14 protein-coding genes and 1 pseudogene are annotated in these 18,359 nt (G+C 47.5%); all 15 read left to right on the top strand.

The annotated features are described in order from the left end of the window. Nucleotides 1-2: 2 nt before the first annotated feature. The 15 genes and pseudogenes from PMI30_RS12920 to PMI30_RS30125 all read left to right on the top strand — a co-directional run bounded on the left by PMI30_RS12920 (nt 3) and on the right by PMI30_RS30125 (nt 18,356). Complete coding sequence (locus PMI30_RS12920; protein WP_008010573.1) at nt 3-629, top strand: cytochrome o ubiquinol oxidase subunit III; 627 nt, start codon at nt 3-5, stop codon at nt 627-629. Continuing rightward, the gene (cyoD, locus tag PMI30_RS12925) at nt 630-965 is read left to right on the top strand and encodes a cytochrome o ubiquinol oxidase subunit IV (protein WP_008010572.1); all 336 of its coding nucleotides are present in this window, start codon (nt 630-632) and stop codon (nt 963-965) included. An 11-nt stretch (nt 966-976) separates the two neighbouring features. Continuing rightward, a complete protein-coding gene (gene cyoE / locus PMI30_RS12930) occupies nt 977-1,864 on the top strand; it encodes a heme o synthase (RefSeq protein WP_008010569.1) in 888 nt (295 codons plus the stop codon). 77 nt (nt 1,865-1,941) lie between these two features. Beyond that, nucleotides 1,942-3,158, top strand: a pseudogene (locus PMI30_RS12935) (ISL3 family transposase). A gap of 778 nt (nt 3,159-3,936) precedes the next feature. Continuing rightward, nucleotides 3,937-6,348 carry a glycosyltransferase gene (locus tag PMI30_RS12940; protein WP_008010563.1) on the top strand — a complete coding sequence of 804 codons (2,412 nt, stop codon included), beginning with the start codon at nt 3,937-3,939 and terminating at the stop codon, nt 6,346-6,348. Between the two features lie 95 nt (nt 6,349-6,443). After that, the gene (locus PMI30_RS12945; protein ID WP_008010562.1) at nt 6,444-7,388 is read left to right on the top strand and encodes a glycosyltransferase; all 945 of its coding nucleotides are present in this window, start codon (nt 6,444-6,446) and stop codon (nt 7,386-7,388) included. Between the two features lie 99 nt (nt 7,389-7,487). Further along, on the top strand, nt 7,488-8,657 hold the full coding sequence (locus tag PMI30_RS12950) for a glycosyltransferase family 1 protein (RefSeq protein WP_008010560.1): 1,170 nt from the start codon (nt 7,488-7,490) through the stop codon (nt 8,655-8,657). Continuing rightward, nucleotides 8,657-10,057 (top strand): MBOAT family O-acyltransferase, encoded by a 1,401-nt coding sequence (locus PMI30_RS12955; RefSeq protein ID WP_008010558.1) that lies wholly within the window; start codon nt 8,657-8,659, stop codon nt 10,055-10,057. The genes PMI30_RS12950 and PMI30_RS12955 overlap by 1 nt, the downstream gene beginning before the upstream one ends. Next, nucleotides 10,032-11,270: a hypothetical protein gene (locus PMI30_RS31310; protein ID WP_157173029.1), complete on the top strand. Its 1,239-nt coding sequence runs from the start codon at nt 10,032-10,034 to the stop codon at nt 11,268-11,270. The genes PMI30_RS12955 and PMI30_RS31310 overlap by 26 nt, the downstream gene beginning before the upstream one ends. Before the next feature lie 221 nt (nt 11,271-11,491). Then, complete coding sequence (locus tag PMI30_RS12960; protein WP_008010554.1) at nt 11,492-13,474, top strand: capsular polysaccharide export protein, LipB/KpsS family; 1,983 nt, start codon at nt 11,492-11,494, stop codon at nt 13,472-13,474. A gap of 7 nt (nt 13,475-13,481) precedes the next feature. Next, nucleotides 13,482-14,276: an ABC transporter permease gene (locus tag PMI30_RS12965; RefSeq protein WP_008010553.1), complete on the top strand. Its 795-nt coding sequence runs from the start codon at nt 13,482-13,484 to the stop codon at nt 14,274-14,276. Then, a complete protein-coding gene (locus tag PMI30_RS12970; RefSeq protein WP_008010550.1) occupies nt 14,276-15,475 on the top strand; it encodes an ABC transporter ATP-binding protein in 1,200 nt (399 codons plus the stop codon). The genes PMI30_RS12965 and PMI30_RS12970 overlap by 1 nt, the downstream gene beginning before the upstream one ends. Beyond that, the gene (locus PMI30_RS12975; RefSeq protein ID WP_008010548.1) at nt 15,472-16,596 is read left to right on the top strand and encodes an acyltransferase family protein; all 1,125 of its coding nucleotides are present in this window, start codon (nt 15,472-15,474) and stop codon (nt 16,594-16,596) included. The genes PMI30_RS12970 and PMI30_RS12975 overlap by 4 nt, the downstream gene beginning before the upstream one ends. A 6-nt stretch (nt 16,597-16,602) precedes the next feature. Then, complete coding sequence (locus PMI30_RS12980; protein ID WP_008010545.1) at nt 16,603-17,448, top strand: sulfotransferase family protein; 846 nt, start codon at nt 16,603-16,605, stop codon at nt 17,446-17,448. Between the two features lie 14 nt (nt 17,449-17,462). Next, entirely contained in the window at nt 17,463-18,356 is an 894-nt protein-coding gene (locus PMI30_RS30125) for a glycosyltransferase (protein ID WP_008010544.1), read from the top strand. Nucleotides 18,357-18,359: the final 3 nt, after the last annotated feature.

Below are 18,359 nucleotides of genomic sequence, written 5' to 3'. Positions count from 1 at the left end.
CCATGTCGAACTTAGTGACCAATGCTGGACACACCCATGTCGATGGACATGGGCATGATGACCATCACCACGACTCGGGCGAGATGACCGTATTCGGTTTCTGGCTCTACCTGATGACCGACTGCATCCTGTTTGCGTCGATCTTCGCGGCGTACGCGGTACTGGTTAACAACGTAGCGGGTGGCCCGTCGGGCCACGACATCTTCGAACTGCCATATGTACTGGGCGAAACCGCTCTGCTGCTGTTCAGTTCGATCACCTACGGCTTCGCCATGCTGGCGTTGTTCAAGGGCAAGAAGAACCAGGTCCTGGGCTGGCTGGCCATGACCTTCCTGTTCGGCGCCGGCTTCATCGGCATGGAGATCAACGAGTTCCATATGCTGATCTCCGAGGGCTTCGGTCCTAGCCGCAGCGGTTTCCTGTCCGGGTTCTTCACCCTGGTCGGCACCCACGGTCTGCACGTGACCAGCGGTCTGATCTGGATGGCGATCATGATGTACCAGGTGCAGAAAAACGGCCTGACGGCGACCAACAAGACCCGTCTGAGCTGCCTGAGCCTGTTCTGGCACTTCCTGGACGTGGTGTGGATCTGCGTATTCACCGTTGTTTATCTGATGGGGACTATGTAAATGGCTAACGCTCATTCCCACGATAGCCACGACGCCGGCCACGGCAGCGTCAAGTCTTATGCTATCGGTTTCATCCTGTCGGTGATCCTGACCGTCATTCCTTTCGGCCTGGTGATGTACCCGTCACTGCCGAAAGCCCTGACCCTGTGGATCGTACTGGCCTTCGCAGTCATCCAGGTGCTGGTGCACCTGGTGTACTTCCTCCACCTGGACCGTTCGGCGGCGCAGCGTAACAACGTCATTGCGTTTGTTTTCGCCGCGATCGTAATCGTCCTGTTGGTAGGCCTGTCGCTGTGGATCATGTTCAGCATCCACACCAACATGATGGCGAAGTGAGGTAAATCCGCATGTCCCTCAAGCACTTTATCCAAATCACCAAACCGGGGATCATTTTCGGTAACGTGCTTTCTGTGGCAGGCGGATTTTTCCTGGCCTCCAAAGGGCATGTCGATCTGGCCATCTTCCTGGCCGCCATGATCGGCACGTCCCTGGTGGTCGCTTCCGGTTGCGTGTTCAACAACTGCATCGACCGCGACATCGACCTGAAGATGGAACGCACCAAGAACCGTGCGCTGGTCCAGGGCCTGATCCCTCTGAAACTGGCCCTGGCTTTTGCGACCATCCTTGGTGTTTTCGGCGTTGCACTGTTGTACAAGGTGGCCAACCCGTTGGCTGCGTTGTTCGCGGTGATCGGTTTCGTCATCTACGTCGGTTTCTACAGTCTGTACCTCAAGCGCAAGTCGGTTCACGGCACGCTGGTGGGCAGTCTGTCGGGGGCGATGCCGCCGGTGATTGGCTACGTGGCTGTGACAAACAGCTTCGACATGGCCGCACTGACGCTGCTGGTGATGTTCAGCCTGTGGCAGATGCCGCATTCCTACGCCATCGCAATCTTCCGTTTCAACGATTATTTGGCCGCATCGATTCCGGTGTTGCCGGTGAAGCGCGGAATTGAAGTGGCCAAGAAGCACATCCTGCTCTACATCCTGGCGTTCCTCGTAGCGACCTTGATGCTGACCTTCAGCGGCTACGCCGGCATGAGCTACCTCGCCGTCGCCGCGGCCATGGGCATGTACTGGTTGTACATGGCCTGGACCGGCTACAAGGCAGTGGATGACACGGTCTGGGCACGCAAGCTGTTCGTGTTCTCGATCTTCACCATTACCGCGTTGAGCGTGATGATGTCGCTGGATTTTAAAGTGCCGAGTGAGCTGTTGCTGACTTACGCGCCTTAAGCTAGAGCAATAGCTACAAAAAGGTTCTTCACAGAATCCCGGGAAACACAGAAACAAGAACGCCGATTTGATTGATGATGTTCGTGCGAGCAAACACATCTAACAAACCGGCGTTCTTATGCGCGGGCTTTTCTGTCGTCACGATCAAGCCTGATGGCGACGCTCTCCAGATCGATCTGATTCCCCACGCCACCCGATTCCCTTCCTGTGGCGGCTGCCAAAAAACCTGTTCAACCACGCATGAGTATTGCGAGCGTACCGTTCGTGACTTGCCGATTCTCGGTCGTGCGGTACGCCTAAGCGTGTTGCTCAGGCGGGTGGGCTGCCGTGATTGTGGCAAACGCATGGAGGCTGTCAGTTGGCTGGATCGCTATGCCCGCATGACGCGGCGTCTGGCAGAGGCGGTAATTCAAGCTTGCGAGCGCCTCCCCACGCTACACGTGGCGCAGATGTTTGGGCTGCATTGGGACACCGTTCGATTGCTGGAGCGTCGAGCCTTGCAAGCGGCGTTGAGCATTTTGCCGAAGGCGCAACCGCGACGTCTGGTGATGGACGAGTTCGCCCTGTTCAAGGGTCATCGTTACGCCAGTGTGGTGCTGGATGCGGATACACGACGAGTGCTGTGGATCGGCGAAGGTCGCAGCCGGGCGGCGATCAGACCATTTTTCGAAGAACTGGGGCCAGAGGGTTGTGCTCGCATCGAAGCGGTGGCGATGGACATGAACACCGCTTTTGACCTGGAGGTTCGCCAGCATTGCCCCAAAGCGCGAGTGGTCTACGACCTCTTCCATGTGGTCGCCAAATATGGCCGAGAGGTGATTGATCGGGTCCGCGTCGACGAAGCCAATCGACTGCGGCATGACAAGCCTGCCCGAAAGGTCGTCAAGCAGGCGCGATGGCTACTTCTGCGTAACCCGCAGAACCTGAAATCACCGGAACAACAGGTCCGCTTGGAGGATCTGCTGGCGGCCAACCAAGCGTTGATGACGGTCTATTTGATGAAGGCTGAACTCAAAACGCTCTGGACACCGAGTACCGCCTGGGGCTGGAGATCGACCTGGAAGCAATGGCTGCGCCATGCTCATGAAAGTGGAATACCGGCTCTGATCCAATTCGCCAAACGGCTAAAGACTTACTGGCGGGGCATTGTAAGTCGGGTTCGCTGGCCGATGCACACGGGGCAGTTGGAAGGAATAAACAATCGAATAAAGGTCATCAAACGGATGGCGTACGGTTACCGGGATAGCGAATTCTTTTCGTGAAGATCAAGAATGTGTTTCCCGGGATTCCGTGAAGAACCAAAAAAAACCGCCTTCGATGTGAAGATCCGGTTTTTTTTGTGATTCCTCCTGAATAGACCCTGTAAGGCACTTTTTTTGCAGAAATCAATTTATAAGGCAGTAGGCGTCATAAAACAGACGCATGAACTGGGTGCTCCAGTGATGGCCTTTTGATATATTGAGGGCGTTTTCGCGAAACCAAGAAAGCCGCATCCAGGCGCCCGGCATTAAGCCACTCGGGAAGTCAGGAACGGGGAGCTGGAGTGTTTGAGGTAAGTCCGAATGCAATTTTTCCCATCGTTAGAGCGCAGGTTCAGCTTGCCATGCAGTAGAACCAAGCTCGTGAGTGAAGAGGGTTCCTCGTTGGACTGCGCCCCTTTGTTCGATCGTGCACCCGGTTTTGTCAATATTCCAACTGTCTCGGATCAAACAACACCATGGCGGATCGGTTGGCATGAATGAAATTCGTGATTACTAGTCGCTTCAAAGAATGGAATGAAAAAATATTGTTGCTCTCGATACGTTAAATTATCTGTCGGATGAAAATAATTGCCAAATTCTTGAATCTTTTAAAACAGCGCGAGTTCAACCATTTGTAAGGCGAATGATAGAGCTTGAACGTTGCGGGATCTACCGAAAAGCCACGTTTTGGGCGTTTCGGTTTTGTATTTGCTGCATGGTTAAAAAGGTGTGTGCGAAAAGATCGCTTGAATCGATATCTTCGCCTTGAGAGGGCGGGGTGTGGTTCTTCAATAAAACTACCAGCTGTTTTAAATATTAAAGAGTTTAAATATGGGTGCAGAATCAAGAGGTCGTAGGCTACAAGTGGGGTGGTGTGTCGTCTCATTATCACTCGATATGGCGAGTGTACGCTATCGTGCTATTTTGCCACTCTTGGCCCTGGAAGATTTTGGGCACACAAATCAGCTGTTTACGAGTCAGAAACCTGTTGATGTAGAAACTTTAGATGCCTTGGTTATCGTTAAAAATTTCTCTATTGAAAGTTATAGCTTGGCGCAAAAGGCCCGTGCTCGGGGGGTGCCAGTCATTATTGATCTGTGTGATAACATCTTTATTGATGGCTATGGGAAAAAAAATAAAAACAAAGCTTCTGACATGTTTATTGCGATGTCCAGACATGCAACGGCTATCGTCACAACGACAGAGCCTCTTGCCGAGCAGATCAGGGGCCGGGTGCCCGGCGTTCCGGTTTGCATTGTGCCGGATGGTGTAGCGTCTGACTCAACGAACCAGAGAGGAAGTCGGCGAATTGTTGATGCGCTTGATGTTAAGGACATCAAGCTCAAGACAGCTCCTTCCAAGCAAGTGAATAAACTCTCTGCTCGTATCAACGTTTTACGAACATCTTCTTTTAAAGGGTTGATCAAGGCGCAGATCAAACGCAGAAAGTCCTGGTTGAAGTGGAGGTTTTGGGCCAAGAAGGCCTATAAGGGTTATGATGCCTCACGTACCCTTGCGACGAAAATTGTCAAGGATACTCTACGCCGTGCACAAGATATTTCTGTAAAGAAAGTCCAGACGATGGCGGTCGCTCCCCAGGGGCGAATGCGTTTACTGTGGTTCGGCAACCACGGTGCCGCTTATGCCAAGTTTGGCATGCTTGACCTGCTTGAAATTCGTGAAGCACTTGAAATGATTGCTCTTGAATTTCCGGTTCAACTGGTCGTCATAAGTAATAGTTTCAATAAATATGAAGAGTTTATCAAGCCGATGGCTATTCCTTCTATCTACCACGAATGGTCGATAGAGAGAGTTGAAGAGTATATGAGTGACGCGTGTGTCGTGCTGATTCCGAATTCTCGCGATGCCTTCAGTATTTGCAAGTCGGCCAACCGTACCGTGCATGCACTTACCCGTGGCATTCCGGTTGTGGCGACGGGGACGCCGGCCCTCTTGCCATTGGCTGGCAGCATCGTAGTGGACGACTTTGTATCGGGATTACGCCGGTATCTGTCAAGCAAAGAAGCGGCCGTCACCGATGTTGCACTCGGTCTCAAGCTAATTGACAAGCACTTCAGTTCACCGGTGATTGGTGCGTTATGGCAGGACGTTCTGTTCGCGGCCATGGACATTCAGCTGGCGAAAGACAGTGCAGAACATCCGGAATTGATCGTTCTGCTGCACCTTATTCAAGATCTGGACCTGGCGCTACCACTCATGTTGGAAGCCAAGAGTCGTGGAATACCACTTCAAGTGTGGAGCAGCATCACTCTGTTAAGGAAGTCTCCACGCGTCGTAAAAACCATGCGTGAGCACGATATCTTCTTGAGTCCCATTGCAGAGGCAACGGCGAACGATGCGCCGGTTTTTAGCGATCATACAAAAGTCATGCTTTCTATTGCGGAAACAAATCTGGGGCCACATCGCTTCACCCGAAAACTAACAGAGCATGCAAAGAAAGCGGGAATATTCACTGCTACGTTGCAGCATGGATTTGAAAATGTAGGTTTAACCTACAGTGATGAAATTCATGTCATCGAAAAAATAAATTTTGCGGCAGACAGGATTTATCTTTGGGGACCGTTAGATACCTTGCATCCGAGAGTGAGCAAAGAAACGAAGTCCAAATGTCTGCCCATTGGCCTTTCGAAACCAATCTCGGAAAAGACCGCCGATTTGAGCGCTTTGATTACAGAAGATAAGTGCGTGATCGGTATATTTGAAAATTTGCATTGGCATCGTTACTCTGATGAATACCGCAAATTTTTTCTGGATGGTGTGATGGCGCTTGCCCAAAAATTTACAACGATCACATTTTTGATAAAGCCACATCATGCTGGGCTGTGGTTAACTTCGAAATACGAAGGCGACAAGCCAGTTGCACCTAATGTATTGATCGCTGATCCTCAAAGTCCTGATTGGGAAAGCTACACCGCCAGTGCGTTACTGGGTCGTATGAAAGCGGTGATTACAACACCTTCTACCGTGGCGATGGATGCGGCAAGGTTAGATCTTTCGGTTGCAGTGGTTGCACATGAGCTGGAAATCGACAGCTATAAGCCACTCTATGAAATTCGTCAGTCCACAGACTGGGCTGATTTTGTAGCTGGCGTGATGCAAGAGTCCGTGAAGGCGCCGCAGAATTCGCTTTCCCGTGATTATGTTAATCGAATGATAGTGGGTGGCAACGCATCCTCACGTATTGTGGATGATCTGTTCGGCCCTAAGTGCACAGCCTCCTGACCGACTCTAATGCGCGTTCGAAACTCGGCTTTGCGTGCCTGATTACGAATGATGTGAAACATTACAGACGGTTTATATATTATAAGGAGTTGGAAATGGTTGATGATGAAGTAATCCGGGTATTTGTAGGCGTGGATCGCTCCCAGCTACTGGCCGTCCCCGTGTTGGAGTACTCAATCCGGCGGCATACGACAGCAAAGGTTGAGGTGATTCCAATGCTTGACCTACCGGTGCCGGTGCCGCTCGATCCAAGAAATGGTCAGAGAACGGGATTTTCATTCAGTCGTTTCTGCATTCCGAAGCTATGCGAGTATAAAGGCAAAGCGATATATATGGATGCGGACATGTTGGTCATGCATGATATACGTGAACTTTGGAATATACCGTTTGAAGGCGCAAAAGTTATTATTCAGGAGGAAGTGAAGTTTGTCGAGGAAACTCTTCAAAAAGTAGGGGCTCCGAAGTTAAGAAAAAAACAATGTGCGGTAATGTTGCTGGATTGCGCTAATCTTGATTGGGATGTTAATGCCATCGTCGCGGGTATGGACGAAGGGAAATACAATTATGATGAGTTGATGGCGGGACTCTGTATTCTGGACGAACAGCATGTGAAGTATGGTGTTCCTTTTGAGTGGAATAGCCTTGAACATTGGGATGCTAATACTCGTTTGCTTCATTACACCGATGTATATACACAGCCGTGGTCCTGTTGTGGAAATAAATTCGCCTGGGTTTGGTTTCAAGAAGTTCGACGGATGCTGGCCGATGGATCTCTGACTGAAGAAAGAATTCAGGAAGAAATCACTATCGGTTACCTGCGGCCATCTTTAATCAGAGACATAAAGTACCGTCATTTGCTTCCTTCGTTCTTGCGGGGAATCTGGGATAAGAAAAATGCCGCCGCAGATAAAATTGCGGGCTACATTCCACATAAAGACGTTTATGAAGCAAAGCGTAAGCGCCAAAAAATAATTAAGGCTTACGAGGCGAAATTGAAAGCAGCTGAAAGCGCTGAATCTATTAAGACCTCTATTTTGTAATGCGATAGTTTAAGTTATTAGAGCTCTTTGACAGAACAGGGGCGCTTTCATCTAAGGCGTTCAATGCTCCAGGAAAATCAGGTCATTATGAGGTAGTAGATGTTAAAATTTATCAATTTTCTGATGGGTAAGTTTCGTCAGGAAGATAAGCGTGTTTCTGAGGCTCCACGTGGAGTCGCAGGCGCTCCCATGCGTCTCCTGATCGTTGCGAACGCAATCATCCCGACGGTGCAGCTATGTCTGCTAAAACCGATGAAGGAGGTTATCGACTCAGGTGAGTGTGCGGTAAGTTTTTTGACGGAGCAACAAATAGCAAAAAAGTTTAAAGTGGGCATACGATCAGCAGAGTCTTGGGATTGGACAAAAAAATACCTGGATGATGCGGCTCCAACATTTGTGATTTTTTGTCGTTATAGCGGTCCTCACGCAGAAAGTATGTTGGCCTATTGTAAGGCGAATGCGTTGCCTACTTTATATTGTATTGATGATGATATTTTGAATGTGCCTGAAGTGTTGGGGGAGAAAAAATATAATTATCATAATGATCCGCTGAGATTAAATGCTGTTCGTCATCTTTTAGACAGTGTGGACTTGGTCTATTGTTCAAATATTAGATTGAGAGAGCGGTTGGTTGAGTTGGGTGTAAATAAGGATAGAGTATATGCCGGTGATATTTTTTGTTCGGGTGAGCCCATGGTTGAAGTCGAACTGCGGAGTGTCAAGGTAATAGGGTATATGGGGTTTGATCATGCCCACGATTTTGAGATCGCATTACCTGGTCTTATAAATGTTCTACGGAAATACCCAGATACTCAATTTGAACTTTTTGGGAAAATTCCCAAACCTCCGAGCCTTGAAGAGTTTGGTGGGCGTATAGTTGTATTGCCCAGTATCCCTGATTATGAAGAGTTTTTAGATGCTTTGGCGCTTAGAAAATGGGATATAGGCATTTGTCCGCTTGCATCGACCGATTTTAATCAGGTAAAAAATATTAATAAGTGGATAGAGTACTCGGCCGTTGGGACTGCGGTAGTCGCCACGGCGGACATGATTTATGATGAGTGTTGTTCTGATGGCTGTGGGCTGCTTACAGATCAGGCAGGATGGGAAGCCGCTTTAACACAACTGATCGATAATCCACAGTTGCGTATGAGTTTAGTATCTAAAGCCCAGGCAAGCCTATCCGAAAATTATTCAGTTGGACGTTTAATGCTTCAGCTGAGATCGGTTTTTAATCAAACAATAAAGATCTCTGGAGTTGAGGCGTAATGCTGTTTAACTCAATTCAGTATATTGTATTGCTAAGTGCCACGCTACTTGCATATTGGTTGTCGCCTTGGCTAAGGCTAAGGCAGGCTGTTGTATTGTTGGCAAGCGGTTATTTTTATTTTAGCTGGAGCCCTGCTTTCGGGGTAATGCTATTTGGTCTGATTGTCGTGAATTGGATAATTGGAGGCCTCATAGAACGTACTCATTGCCGCAGGTGGTTGTTTGTAGCCTGCCTACTTAATCTGGCGCTTCTCGCTTACTTTAAATACATGAATTTTTTCCTGGAAAATATTCATGCGTTGATGAATGTTGAAGATGAAGGTTTGCATGGCTCAGCTCTGTCGATCATTCTTCCTTTGGGGATTTCTTTCTATGTATTTGAACTGATTTCCTATCAGGTTGATGTGTGTCAAAAGAAAATAAAACACGAAAGGGATTTTTCAGTTTTTGCCATTTTTGTTTTGTTCTTTCCGCACCTTATCGCTGGACCTATTTGTCGCGCGGGGCAGTTTATGCCTCAGATTCATGTAATGCAGAAACGGGATAGTGTTCGTTTTTATAATGGCCTCTATATGTTTGTCGCAGGGTTAGCGCTAAAAGCCGGGCTCGCTGATGGACTTGCTAACTTTGTCAATGTTATATTCAAAGCCCCTGCAAATTACTCTGGTTTGGATAATTTTTTAGCCGTACTTGGGTTTGGTATACAGATTCTATGCGATTTCTGGGGGTATTCGTTAATGGCGCTGGGAGCGGCGCTATTGTTCGGTTACGTGTTACCTTTTAATTTCAACCAGCCTTATGCAGCGTTTTCCATACGCGATTTTTGGCGTAGATGGCATATCACACTAAGCAATTGGCTACGTGATTATCTGTATATTGCTTTGGGAGGCGCTCGGGTTTCCGCGAAATGGAAAATCCAGCGAAATTTACTACTGACGATGTTGATAGGTGGTTTGTGGCACGGAGCGAGTTGGAATTTTATTTTGTGGGGGGGGATACATGGCGTATCACTTACGGTCAACCGCTGGTTTGACACGGCACCGTTACCTGGTGTTGTAAAGAACACATTACGTTGGCCCCCATTTGCTTGGCTTATGACGATGCTCGTCGTTTTTATAGCATGGGTCTTTTTTCGGGCGGTGACTTTTACGGACGCTATAACGATCTTGGAAAAAATAGTAACCCCTCTTCCTGGATGGTCATCGACGAAGTTGGAGCCTTTGTATTTCGAATTGCTAATTTTGTTTCTTCCAATACAGTGGATTGTACATAAGACAACATATAATTTTAATATGGCTGGAATGGATATGTGGAAGGCAGCAGTCACCTTTACAGCCATTTCGATATTCACTCTTGTCTATTATGTTGATGGTAATGACTTCATATATTTTCAATTCTGATACAACGCGAAAAACCCGTATGAGGCGTGCGAGCCTTTACCTACTCACGGGGTTTATGGTATTGGGGGCAGGGCTTGTTGTTGAGCTAATTGTACGCCGCTCTAATTCAGTATTGGATTCTAATGCTGATCTGACGCCGGTCGAGTTGATGAGTATATTGCCTCGATTAAGCATTGAGGGGAGAGAAAATGGGAATCAGATGTTGGTGCAAAATGTCGCCCTGTTTAGCCAGAATCCGAACCCTGAACAGATCACAACCGGGTATGTAGGGACATCAAGAAGCAAAGTGCTTCGTCCTTCGCTTTTCGGATTGCAGGGTACAATGCTGGGTGCTGGGAACAGCTATAACGAAATTACATATGGTCTACTGCTGCAGGCGGAAATTCTTCGCTTAAGTTTTCCGAACATAAAGCGTGTTTATTTTGAAACATCATTCTTGTTAAGGCGACCCAATAGGTTGATTCTTGAAGATGATCATCGGAAATACTTGCCTTTGTTGAGCTCTTTTTCCTCCTTGTGTGATAAGGATAGGGAAGACTCAGGTTGCAAGCCGGTATTTAGAATGCTTGAAAGTTTAAAAAATAGTAATGATCTAAAATTTCAATCAGAATTGCTGGCAAAACGTAGCTCTTTAAGGATCTCTGCACTTTGGTCGAAGTCACGTGAAGCAATCAAGGTTGCCGACGACCCATTGTTGGCGAGCCTGTCACTGAATGGAGAGCGCCGAAGTCTTCCAAAGACCCGGATGGCGGACGTAGATCAAACGATGATCGTTACTAACGAGAGCGCTAAGATACAGGGCATTCGCGATATAAGCACATATGGGACGGGGGATTCGCTTTTTAACATGATTGCGCTGTGGGGGCGGGACCATGGTATTCAGATCGTCTTCTTTCAACCACCTGTGCGGACTGATTACTATAAATTTGAGGTTCAGTATGGATTGAAAGAGCACTTGGCGGATATCACCAGTATTTCCGGGACATATAAAATCCCCTTTATAAACCTGGATCAGCCAGGATTGGGGTTTATGGAAGATACTTCGTTATTTAGTGACGAGGATCATATGGAAACCTGCTGGGGTAGTGGCTTGTTGACTTTGGCAATTGACCGAGGTTTTCGACAGTATGAGAGTCAGGGAGACTTAATGCCACGTGTCACCCGGGAGGAGATTGAATCTGACGGGGCTAAAATGGTGTCTATATGCCATTAATGGGGGCGTGAACTCCACAGAAGGCCGGGATTACGGCACACAGCTAATCTGTGTGTCGAGTGAAAGGTGGTTCAATTTTAAATTAAGTGATGTTTTGTAACCTGCTATGATTGACGCCGAATGCCATTTTGATGGCTACTTTGAGCATTTTAGAAAAGTTCGATTTTGTGCTATGTTGGCGTTGTGATCATATAGCATAATCTGAGTGGGGAGTTGTTGGCATGGTGAGTCGGGCGACACAGTGGATTATTCCACCGGAGATAAAGGGTAACGAGCGGGTTATCTTGTTTTCTGCCTGTGATGCCGGGTATCTTGATTACGCAATATCCCTGATACGAAGTGTGGATATTTTTTCTCCAGGCTTTACTTTTTCTCTGCATGTCGTGAATCCAGCGCCTAATACAATTGATCGTATTAATCGTATGCTTGAGGTTCTAAAATCGACGCGATTGAGTGTGTCATTTGAAACCATTGACCTTTCAAGGTTGAGCCTCGATCAGAAGCGTGCTTATTATGCCAGTGCGCGATTTCTCCAGATTTCCCACATACTCTCTGAATGTTCACTTCCCGTTTTTAGTGTGGATGCAGATTCATTGGTCGTGAACCCATTCGATCTTAATTTTTCAGATAAGGTCGATGCGCAAGTCATTATTACAAGACGCGATTTGCTGGAGGAGCAACCTGAGCACTTGGCAATTCTTACAGGTTCGATCTGGTTCGCCCCTTTGCCGAATGTTATCGAATTCTTGAGTCGGGTCGCTGCGGATATAGATAGACACTTCACTGACGGTTCATTGAAATGGTTTATCGATCAGCGGGTGTTCTATCGCCGCATGAAAGACTTCGCCAAGCGAGTTAAGTTCTACAACCTGAAACGGAAGTATGCTGATTGGGAGTTTGGACATTCAAGCATGGTTTGGGCGGGTAAAGGCGGGCGTAAACTGTACGATCTGCGTTTCTTTATTTTCCAGAATCTGCTGTCGGATGATGATGCCAAGCGCAAAGTAGCGCAGAACATTGTGCAAGCGTTCTTCACCCAGGAAAGTAATATGATTACGGAGTGGATGCATCAACGTATCCAGGCCGCAGTTTATTTGACTAAGCGCATCGCATTTTATATTCCTAGACTGGACCTGCCCTGGAAACGGAGCAGTGTGGTGTCCAGCCTGCCCAAGCCGCTTACTGATGATGTCATTGAATTACGGCTGTATTGGAAAGAGTTTGCGTTGCGTTTGGCAAGTGCATTGGAACGGGCAGGGCTGTCAGTCGATATTTTCGAACTGCCTAATTGGGAAATTAATAGAGAGAGGGTCGAGGCTGATGGATCTGCGTTAGCCCTTATACCTCATCGCTGTCATATTGACTTCGAGGATGGAAAAACCCCCGTGCTTTTTTACATGCAGGAGTTTTTTCGTTGGGCTTTTGTGGTGAATGATCGGGGGTGGAGTGCGGCCTCAAGCATTTATCCTGTCATCTTGAATGATATTTACGCTGACGGGCAGGCGTTTGACAGGTATCGTCGGCAGTTGTTGGAGGGCACGTTACCCAGTAAATTTGGACAACGTGACTCTAAAACAAAGCTTCAATTGCTGGTCGATGGGTTGATTCCTCGTGCAACAAACTCTTATGGTCAACTTATCAATGTACCAAGAGATTATATTTTCTTTCCTCTTCAAATTCCCACTGATCAGTCAATCCAGTATTTCTCTGATCTTGCTGAATTGGATGTTGTAGAGGCGCTGGTGGCTTGGGCACGTAAAAATGGAGTGGCGATCGTCCTGAAACCCCACCCGGCTAACATGAAGAGCATGAAGTCATTCGAAAGTCTGGCTGATGGGGAAACAGTCTTTTACAGTGATGCGAATATTCAGGATTTAATAAACCACTCCTTGGCAGTGTATACGATAAATAGTGGAGTTGGTTTTGAAGCTTTATTGCAGTTAAAGCCTGTTGTTACCTTCGGACGGGTGGAATATGACTGCGTATCCTTCAACGCAAATCTGAATAATCTTGATGAGGCATGGGGCTATATCAGGGGTTGCAGTGTTCCGGAGTTGGAGTTGAAGTACTCAAAGTTTGTTAATTGGTTTCTTGAATGTTATGCGGTCGATATGTCGAATAGTGACGCTTCATCTCTGAGGCTTAATGAAATTGCCGCTCAGGTTGTATTGAAAGTTTGCAATTCCGAATTACACCAAGGCTAAAATTATAATGTTTTTAGACGTAATCCGCTCTGGTTTTACCCTTGCAGTGCGTAGTATTCGCATTCAAATCAGGCAGCATGCACTCGGCTATGCCTGGGCATTGATTATTCCCGTGTTATATGCGGCGTGTTACATATTTATAAAGCGCGAGCTGAGTGGTCATGGTTCAGCACAAACGGTTGATGGTGCCTGGGACGTGTTAAGAGCTTTTGCGGGTATAACACTGTTTCAGTGCTGGATGCAAATTGTTCAGGATATGTCGGCATTCATTCGAACACACCGAGGGCTATTGCGCGGAATAGATGTAGGTCCCATCCCATTTGTTCTGGCTGTGGTATTTGAGGGTGTGATTGCTTTGGCAATTCGGAGTCTGTTGATTATTATAGCGATCCCCATTTTAGGATTGCCTTTTCCGATAGACATTATGTCCTGGATTTGGTTTTTCTTCAGTCTATTAGCGTTGTTGATATCAGCAGCAACGGTCGGGCTGTTACTGGCGCCTTGGTCCGTTCTATATGCTGATGTACGTAAAGCGCTGACTTCCATCAGCTTGCCAATGATTTTGATTTCTCCCATTTTTTATCCTGCCGTTGAACAGCAGGCAGGGGCGCTTTATTGGCTGAATATATTCAATCCGATTGCTTCGCCTCTGGCAGTTATATCATGTGCTCTACGTGAGACATACTCGATCTATATGCTTCCTATGGTGCTATTTACAGTCGGAGCACTGATGATTTTATGTTGGTCACTTAAGTTACTGGGTCGTCAGGTTCCAATTCTTCTCGAGCGGATGGGCAATTAATGAGTGCTCTCATAGAGGTAAATGGTCTGTGGAAAAAATACTCGAAGGACTTGGGGGCGTCCGTTAGATATGCAGCAAAAGATTTGATGCGAGGAGCTTTTCTTGGAAAGGGAGGAGATTCAGAACTGCGTGAATCCGAATTTTGGGCATTGAGAGATATAAATTTTTCGCTCCGCCGAGGAGAGGTCCTTGCGATACTAGGGCACAACGGAGCCGGGAAAAGTACCTTGCTCAAGTGTATTGCGGGAAAACTGAAGGCCGATAGAGGAAGCGTTGTCCATCACGGCGACCTTGGTCACTTATTGGAAATGAGTGCTGGATTTGCGCAAACAATGACTGGTCGAGACAATGTCTCAGTTCGTGGTCGTTTAATGGGGAAAGGTGGAAAAGACCTTACTCGTTATATCGAAGAGGTTAAAGAGTTTGCTGATATTGACGATTTTTTTGATTCGCCGGTCCAGTTTTATAGTTCTGGAATGAAATCACGTCTAGGGTTCGCTGCTTCGTCGGTGATGACGCCTGACATTCTTATTATCGATGAGGTTCTTGCCGTCGGTGATTTGGCATTCCGGCTACGCTGTTACGAGCGAATCAATGAGCTCGCTCGTAATGCCGCGGTCATTTTTGTTTCTCATTCGGTCGGGCAGGTTGCTCGCCTCTGTAATCGCGGTATCTATCTGGAGAAGGGCTGTGCACTTTTTGACGGTGGCGTCCAGCAAGCTATTTCTCTCTATCAGGACAAGGTGGGCGACCAAAACGAGAAAAAGCGTGGGCACGTCTATCATGCAGATCTCGTATCGTTTGACTTGAAAGTCAATGGTGAGCTTTTCACTCCTGGAAAGAAACTCGGTTATGGTGCCGCGTTGGCACTGGATATCGACATATCCAGGCTTGCCGACAATGTTCAGATACGCGTGCTGTTGAAGGATGCATCGCAAAGTGTGCTGATGGATTGGAACTCGGCACGTTGTGAACTGGAGTGGCCTGAAACAGCCAGTATCCTGCACGCGGATTTGGGACGGGCTGAGCTGACGCCCGGTGCGTATTCCTTATCAATTCAGGTTATGAGCCCGGATGGTGTGGATCATGTATCACTATCCGAGTCGATTCCTTTACGTGTAACGGGTGATTATTACTACGCGGTGCCGGTTCAACGTACAGCACAGTGGTCGTTCAAGGAAGTCGGCAACGAGTCATGAGTCAGTCGTATTTGAAGGGCATGGATGGATTAAGGGCGCTCGGCGTGATTCTGGTGTTGATCGCGCACCTTTGGCCCAGGCCCGGAACGATGCTTGACTACTTCCATTTTGGACGGGTAGGTGTCATCCTTTTTTTCGCGATTAGTGGCTTTCTGGTAGTCAGGTCCCTGCTGGATCTACGGAGCAAGGTTGAAAATAATTCAGGTTCATACTGGCGGATGCTTTCTGTATTTGGATTCAGACGGGCGTTACGTATCTTTCCCCTGTATTACCTGGCGTTGTTTTTTTTGTACTGCAGCAGCACTGATCCAGCGTTTATCGCCAAGCTGCCTTGGCTGATTTTTTACGGATCAAATTATGGTCCCATGTTCGATGTTGGCTTTGATAGTGCGGACCATTTTTGGACATTGGCCATAGAAGAGCAGTTTTATTTTATTGTTCCTTTCCTGGTTGTTTTCTTCACTCGGCAGCGCTCCAGTGCCTTGATTATCGGCATGCTGTTTGCGGGTGTTTTAATAAAGGCCGTCTCGGCCTACTGGTTGGCATCCCATGGGGTGCAAGGTCTCTGGAATAAGGTGACGCATCCTTTGTGGGGTTGTGTTGAAGGACTGTGTTTGGGAGCATTGCTCGCTTACAAACCATCCCTTGGCACCAGATTTGGCAGTAAATGCTGGATGTCGTTGGGCATTGCTTTGACCTTTAGCGCAAGTGTCTATCGGTACTTCAACTTTTCGGATATCAATCAGGATCCATTTTATGCTTCTTTCTCGCATATTTGTTTTGCGCTGCTCTCGCTCTCGTTGATTGCCCATGTTATTGCGTTTCAATCGGGCCTGTTGGTGAGCATACTTGAGTGGCCTGCATTCAGATGGCTAGGTCGCGTGAGCTATGGAGTTTACGTCATTCATTATATTGCAAGGCCATATAGCTCTTCGCTGTTCTCCCACTATCAAAACATCTTCCCTTCAGTTCTGCAGCCCTATCTGCTTTTCTTTGGGGTTGGAGTCTTTTCTATTGCATTGGCCAGCGTCTCATACATATTTTTTGAAAGACCGTTATTGTCGTTAAAGCGATTTTACTTAGAGAACCGTGTGGGCAGACTCACGGTTAAAGCAAGCTAATCAATCATGGTTGATATTGAAATGGATATGTTGCGCTCTCCTCTCTTTATCGGTGGTGCCCCGCGCAGCGGTACCACGGCTTTGTTGCAGGTATTGAACTCCAACGTCAACGCTTATGTGTCGTCTGAAGAGAATCTTCTGAATATGATCAAAGTGTTTGGCAAGTCCTTGGGGACACGTGAACGCAGGGCGTCGACATTGGCGGGGGGGATGCGAGAGCTTTCTGAGCGCGAAACGCTAACGGCTGACAATATTCACAGTCACAACTTCACCGAGAAGTCACTCTGGCCTGCAATCCGCTATTTGTACAAGTGGCATCATAAGCAATCCAATAGTGATGAGCCTCTAATTTTATGGGGTGACAAATTACCAAACTATTATAAGGAGCTCGAAACTGTTCTATCGGTTTCGCGGGTTAAGTATCTGCATATCACACGTAATCCCTATGATGTGGTTAATTCAATGCTCAGACGTACCGAGATGTCGAAGCAGGGGAAAGACTGGTGGAAGGCAATCACTGATGTGGAAAATATGATTGACTCTTGGGCGAGTGCCTATAAGGCGATGCGCAAGGTTGAATCGGCTACGAACACGTTGCATATACAGTATGAAAGTCTGGTTTTCGAGTTTGATAAGACTGTCGCGCAAATAAATGCGTTCATTGGAGTCGATCTCGCCTATCAGAATGTAATGGTCGATGATCCGGCCAAGCACTATGGCCGCAGTTATATTACTGATGAAGTTCAACAGCTGATCGGCTCCAATGTGCATGTCATGCACTATGTCAAACGATTTTCGGACAATACCGATTATCCGAGTGTTGCGGCTTCACTTGGCATGTTTAAACATTGATGGAGGGGGGCAAGATGGCTGTTCCTTCAGGATGCTCTGATGACACGGTTCGTATTTTTGTTGCGGCAACTCCTGCGGAATGGCTGCCCATGCGGGTACTCGAGTATTCGATTCGCGAGCACTCGACGCTTCCAATCGAACTGTCGACTATTTATTCTCACGGGCGCGAAATTCCACAGCCGAAGGCTCTGGAAAACCGTGCACGCACGCCATTTTCATTCCAGCGTTTCTTGATACCAGAGTTGTGTCACTTCACCGGCCGAGCCATTTATCTTGATGCTGATATGCAGGTATTTAAGGATATCGCCGAGCTTTGGGATCACCCCCTTGAAGGAAATCACCTTCAAACGGTGAGTACTGCGAATGATGGAAGACGGTCGCAGTTTAGCGTTATGCTATTGGATTGTGCGCGTCTCGATTGGAAGGTCGAGGACATTGTCGCCAGGCTGGATGACGGCTCACTGGATTATCAAACATTGATGTTTGATATGAAAGTTGCCCGTGAAATTGGCTACGGAATTCCATTGAAGTGGAATTCCCTTGAGGCTTATATGCCTGACCAAACCGCATTACTTCATTATACTGATATGAATACCCAGCCTTGGGTTTCGCTTCATAATACAAATGGGGTTCTTTGGATTTCCTGCTTGAGAAGGGCGATAGATTCGGGTTTCATCACCAGAGGCGAGGTTATGCAAGAGGTCGAAGCGGGCCATGTAAGACCGTCGCTGCTGGCTCAATTGAACGCTGATGAGAATTCCCTCCGTAAGCTTGGAATATCCGCGTTGTGGAGGGATTTTGCATTCCATCCACCTTATTATCGTCTGCGCGGTGGATGGCTGAGAAAATTGAGGTCTAGGACTTTTCATTATTTAAATTTATTTAGAGCTATGGTTTGCCGCTCTTGAAGC

The sequence above is a fragment of the Pseudomonas sp. GM50 genome, assembly GCF_000282375.1.
Classification (GTDB): domain Bacteria; phylum Pseudomonadota; class Gammaproteobacteria; order Pseudomonadales; family Pseudomonadaceae; genus Aquipseudomonas.
The sequence above is the reverse complement of the archived record's forward strand: the minus strand, read 5'-3'. Positions and strand labels throughout refer to the sequence as shown.

What these genes read in the sequence shown, in the direction of transcription:
- PMI30_RS12920 (WP_008010573.1), top strand. Translation starts at nt 3, where the DNA reads ATGTCGAACTTAGTGACCAATGCTGGACACACCCATGTCGATGGACAT.
- cyoD (WP_008010572.1), top strand. Translation starts at nt 630, where the DNA reads ATGGCTAACGCTCATTCCCACGATAGCCACGACGCCGGCCACGGCAGC.
- cyoE (WP_008010569.1), top strand. Translation starts at nt 977, where the DNA reads ATGTCCCTCAAGCACTTTATCCAAATCACCAAACCGGGGATCATTTTC.
- PMI30_RS12940 (WP_008010563.1), top strand. Translation starts at nt 3,937, where the DNA reads ATGGGTGCAGAATCAAGAGGTCGTAGGCTACAAGTGGGGTGGTGTGTC.
- PMI30_RS12945 (WP_008010562.1), top strand. Translation starts at nt 6,444, where the DNA reads ATGGTTGATGATGAAGTAATCCGGGTATTTGTAGGCGTGGATCGCTCC.
- PMI30_RS12950 (WP_008010560.1), top strand. Translation starts at nt 7,488, where the DNA reads ATGTTAAAATTTATCAATTTTCTGATGGGTAAGTTTCGTCAGGAAGAT.
- PMI30_RS12955 (WP_008010558.1), top strand. Translation starts at nt 8,657, where the DNA reads ATGCTGTTTAACTCAATTCAGTATATTGTATTGCTAAGTGCCACGCTA.
- PMI30_RS31310 (WP_157173029.1), top strand. Translation starts at nt 10,032, where the DNA reads ATGACTTCATATATTTTCAATTCTGATACAACGCGAAAAACCCGTATG.
- PMI30_RS12960 (WP_008010554.1), top strand. Translation starts at nt 11,492, where the DNA reads ATGGTGAGTCGGGCGACACAGTGGATTATTCCACCGGAGATAAAGGGT.
- PMI30_RS12965 (WP_008010553.1), top strand. Translation starts at nt 13,482, where the DNA reads ATGTTTTTAGACGTAATCCGCTCTGGTTTTACCCTTGCAGTGCGTAGT.
- PMI30_RS12970 (WP_008010550.1), top strand. Translation starts at nt 14,276, where the DNA reads ATGAGTGCTCTCATAGAGGTAAATGGTCTGTGGAAAAAATACTCGAAG.
- PMI30_RS12975 (WP_008010548.1), top strand. Translation starts at nt 15,472, where the DNA reads ATGAGTCAGTCGTATTTGAAGGGCATGGATGGATTAAGGGCGCTCGGC.
- PMI30_RS12980 (WP_008010545.1), top strand. Translation starts at nt 16,603, where the DNA reads ATGGTTGATATTGAAATGGATATGTTGCGCTCTCCTCTCTTTATCGGT.
- PMI30_RS30125 (WP_008010544.1), top strand. Translation starts at nt 17,463, where the DNA reads ATGGCTGTTCCTTCAGGATGCTCTGATGACACGGTTCGTATTTTTGTT.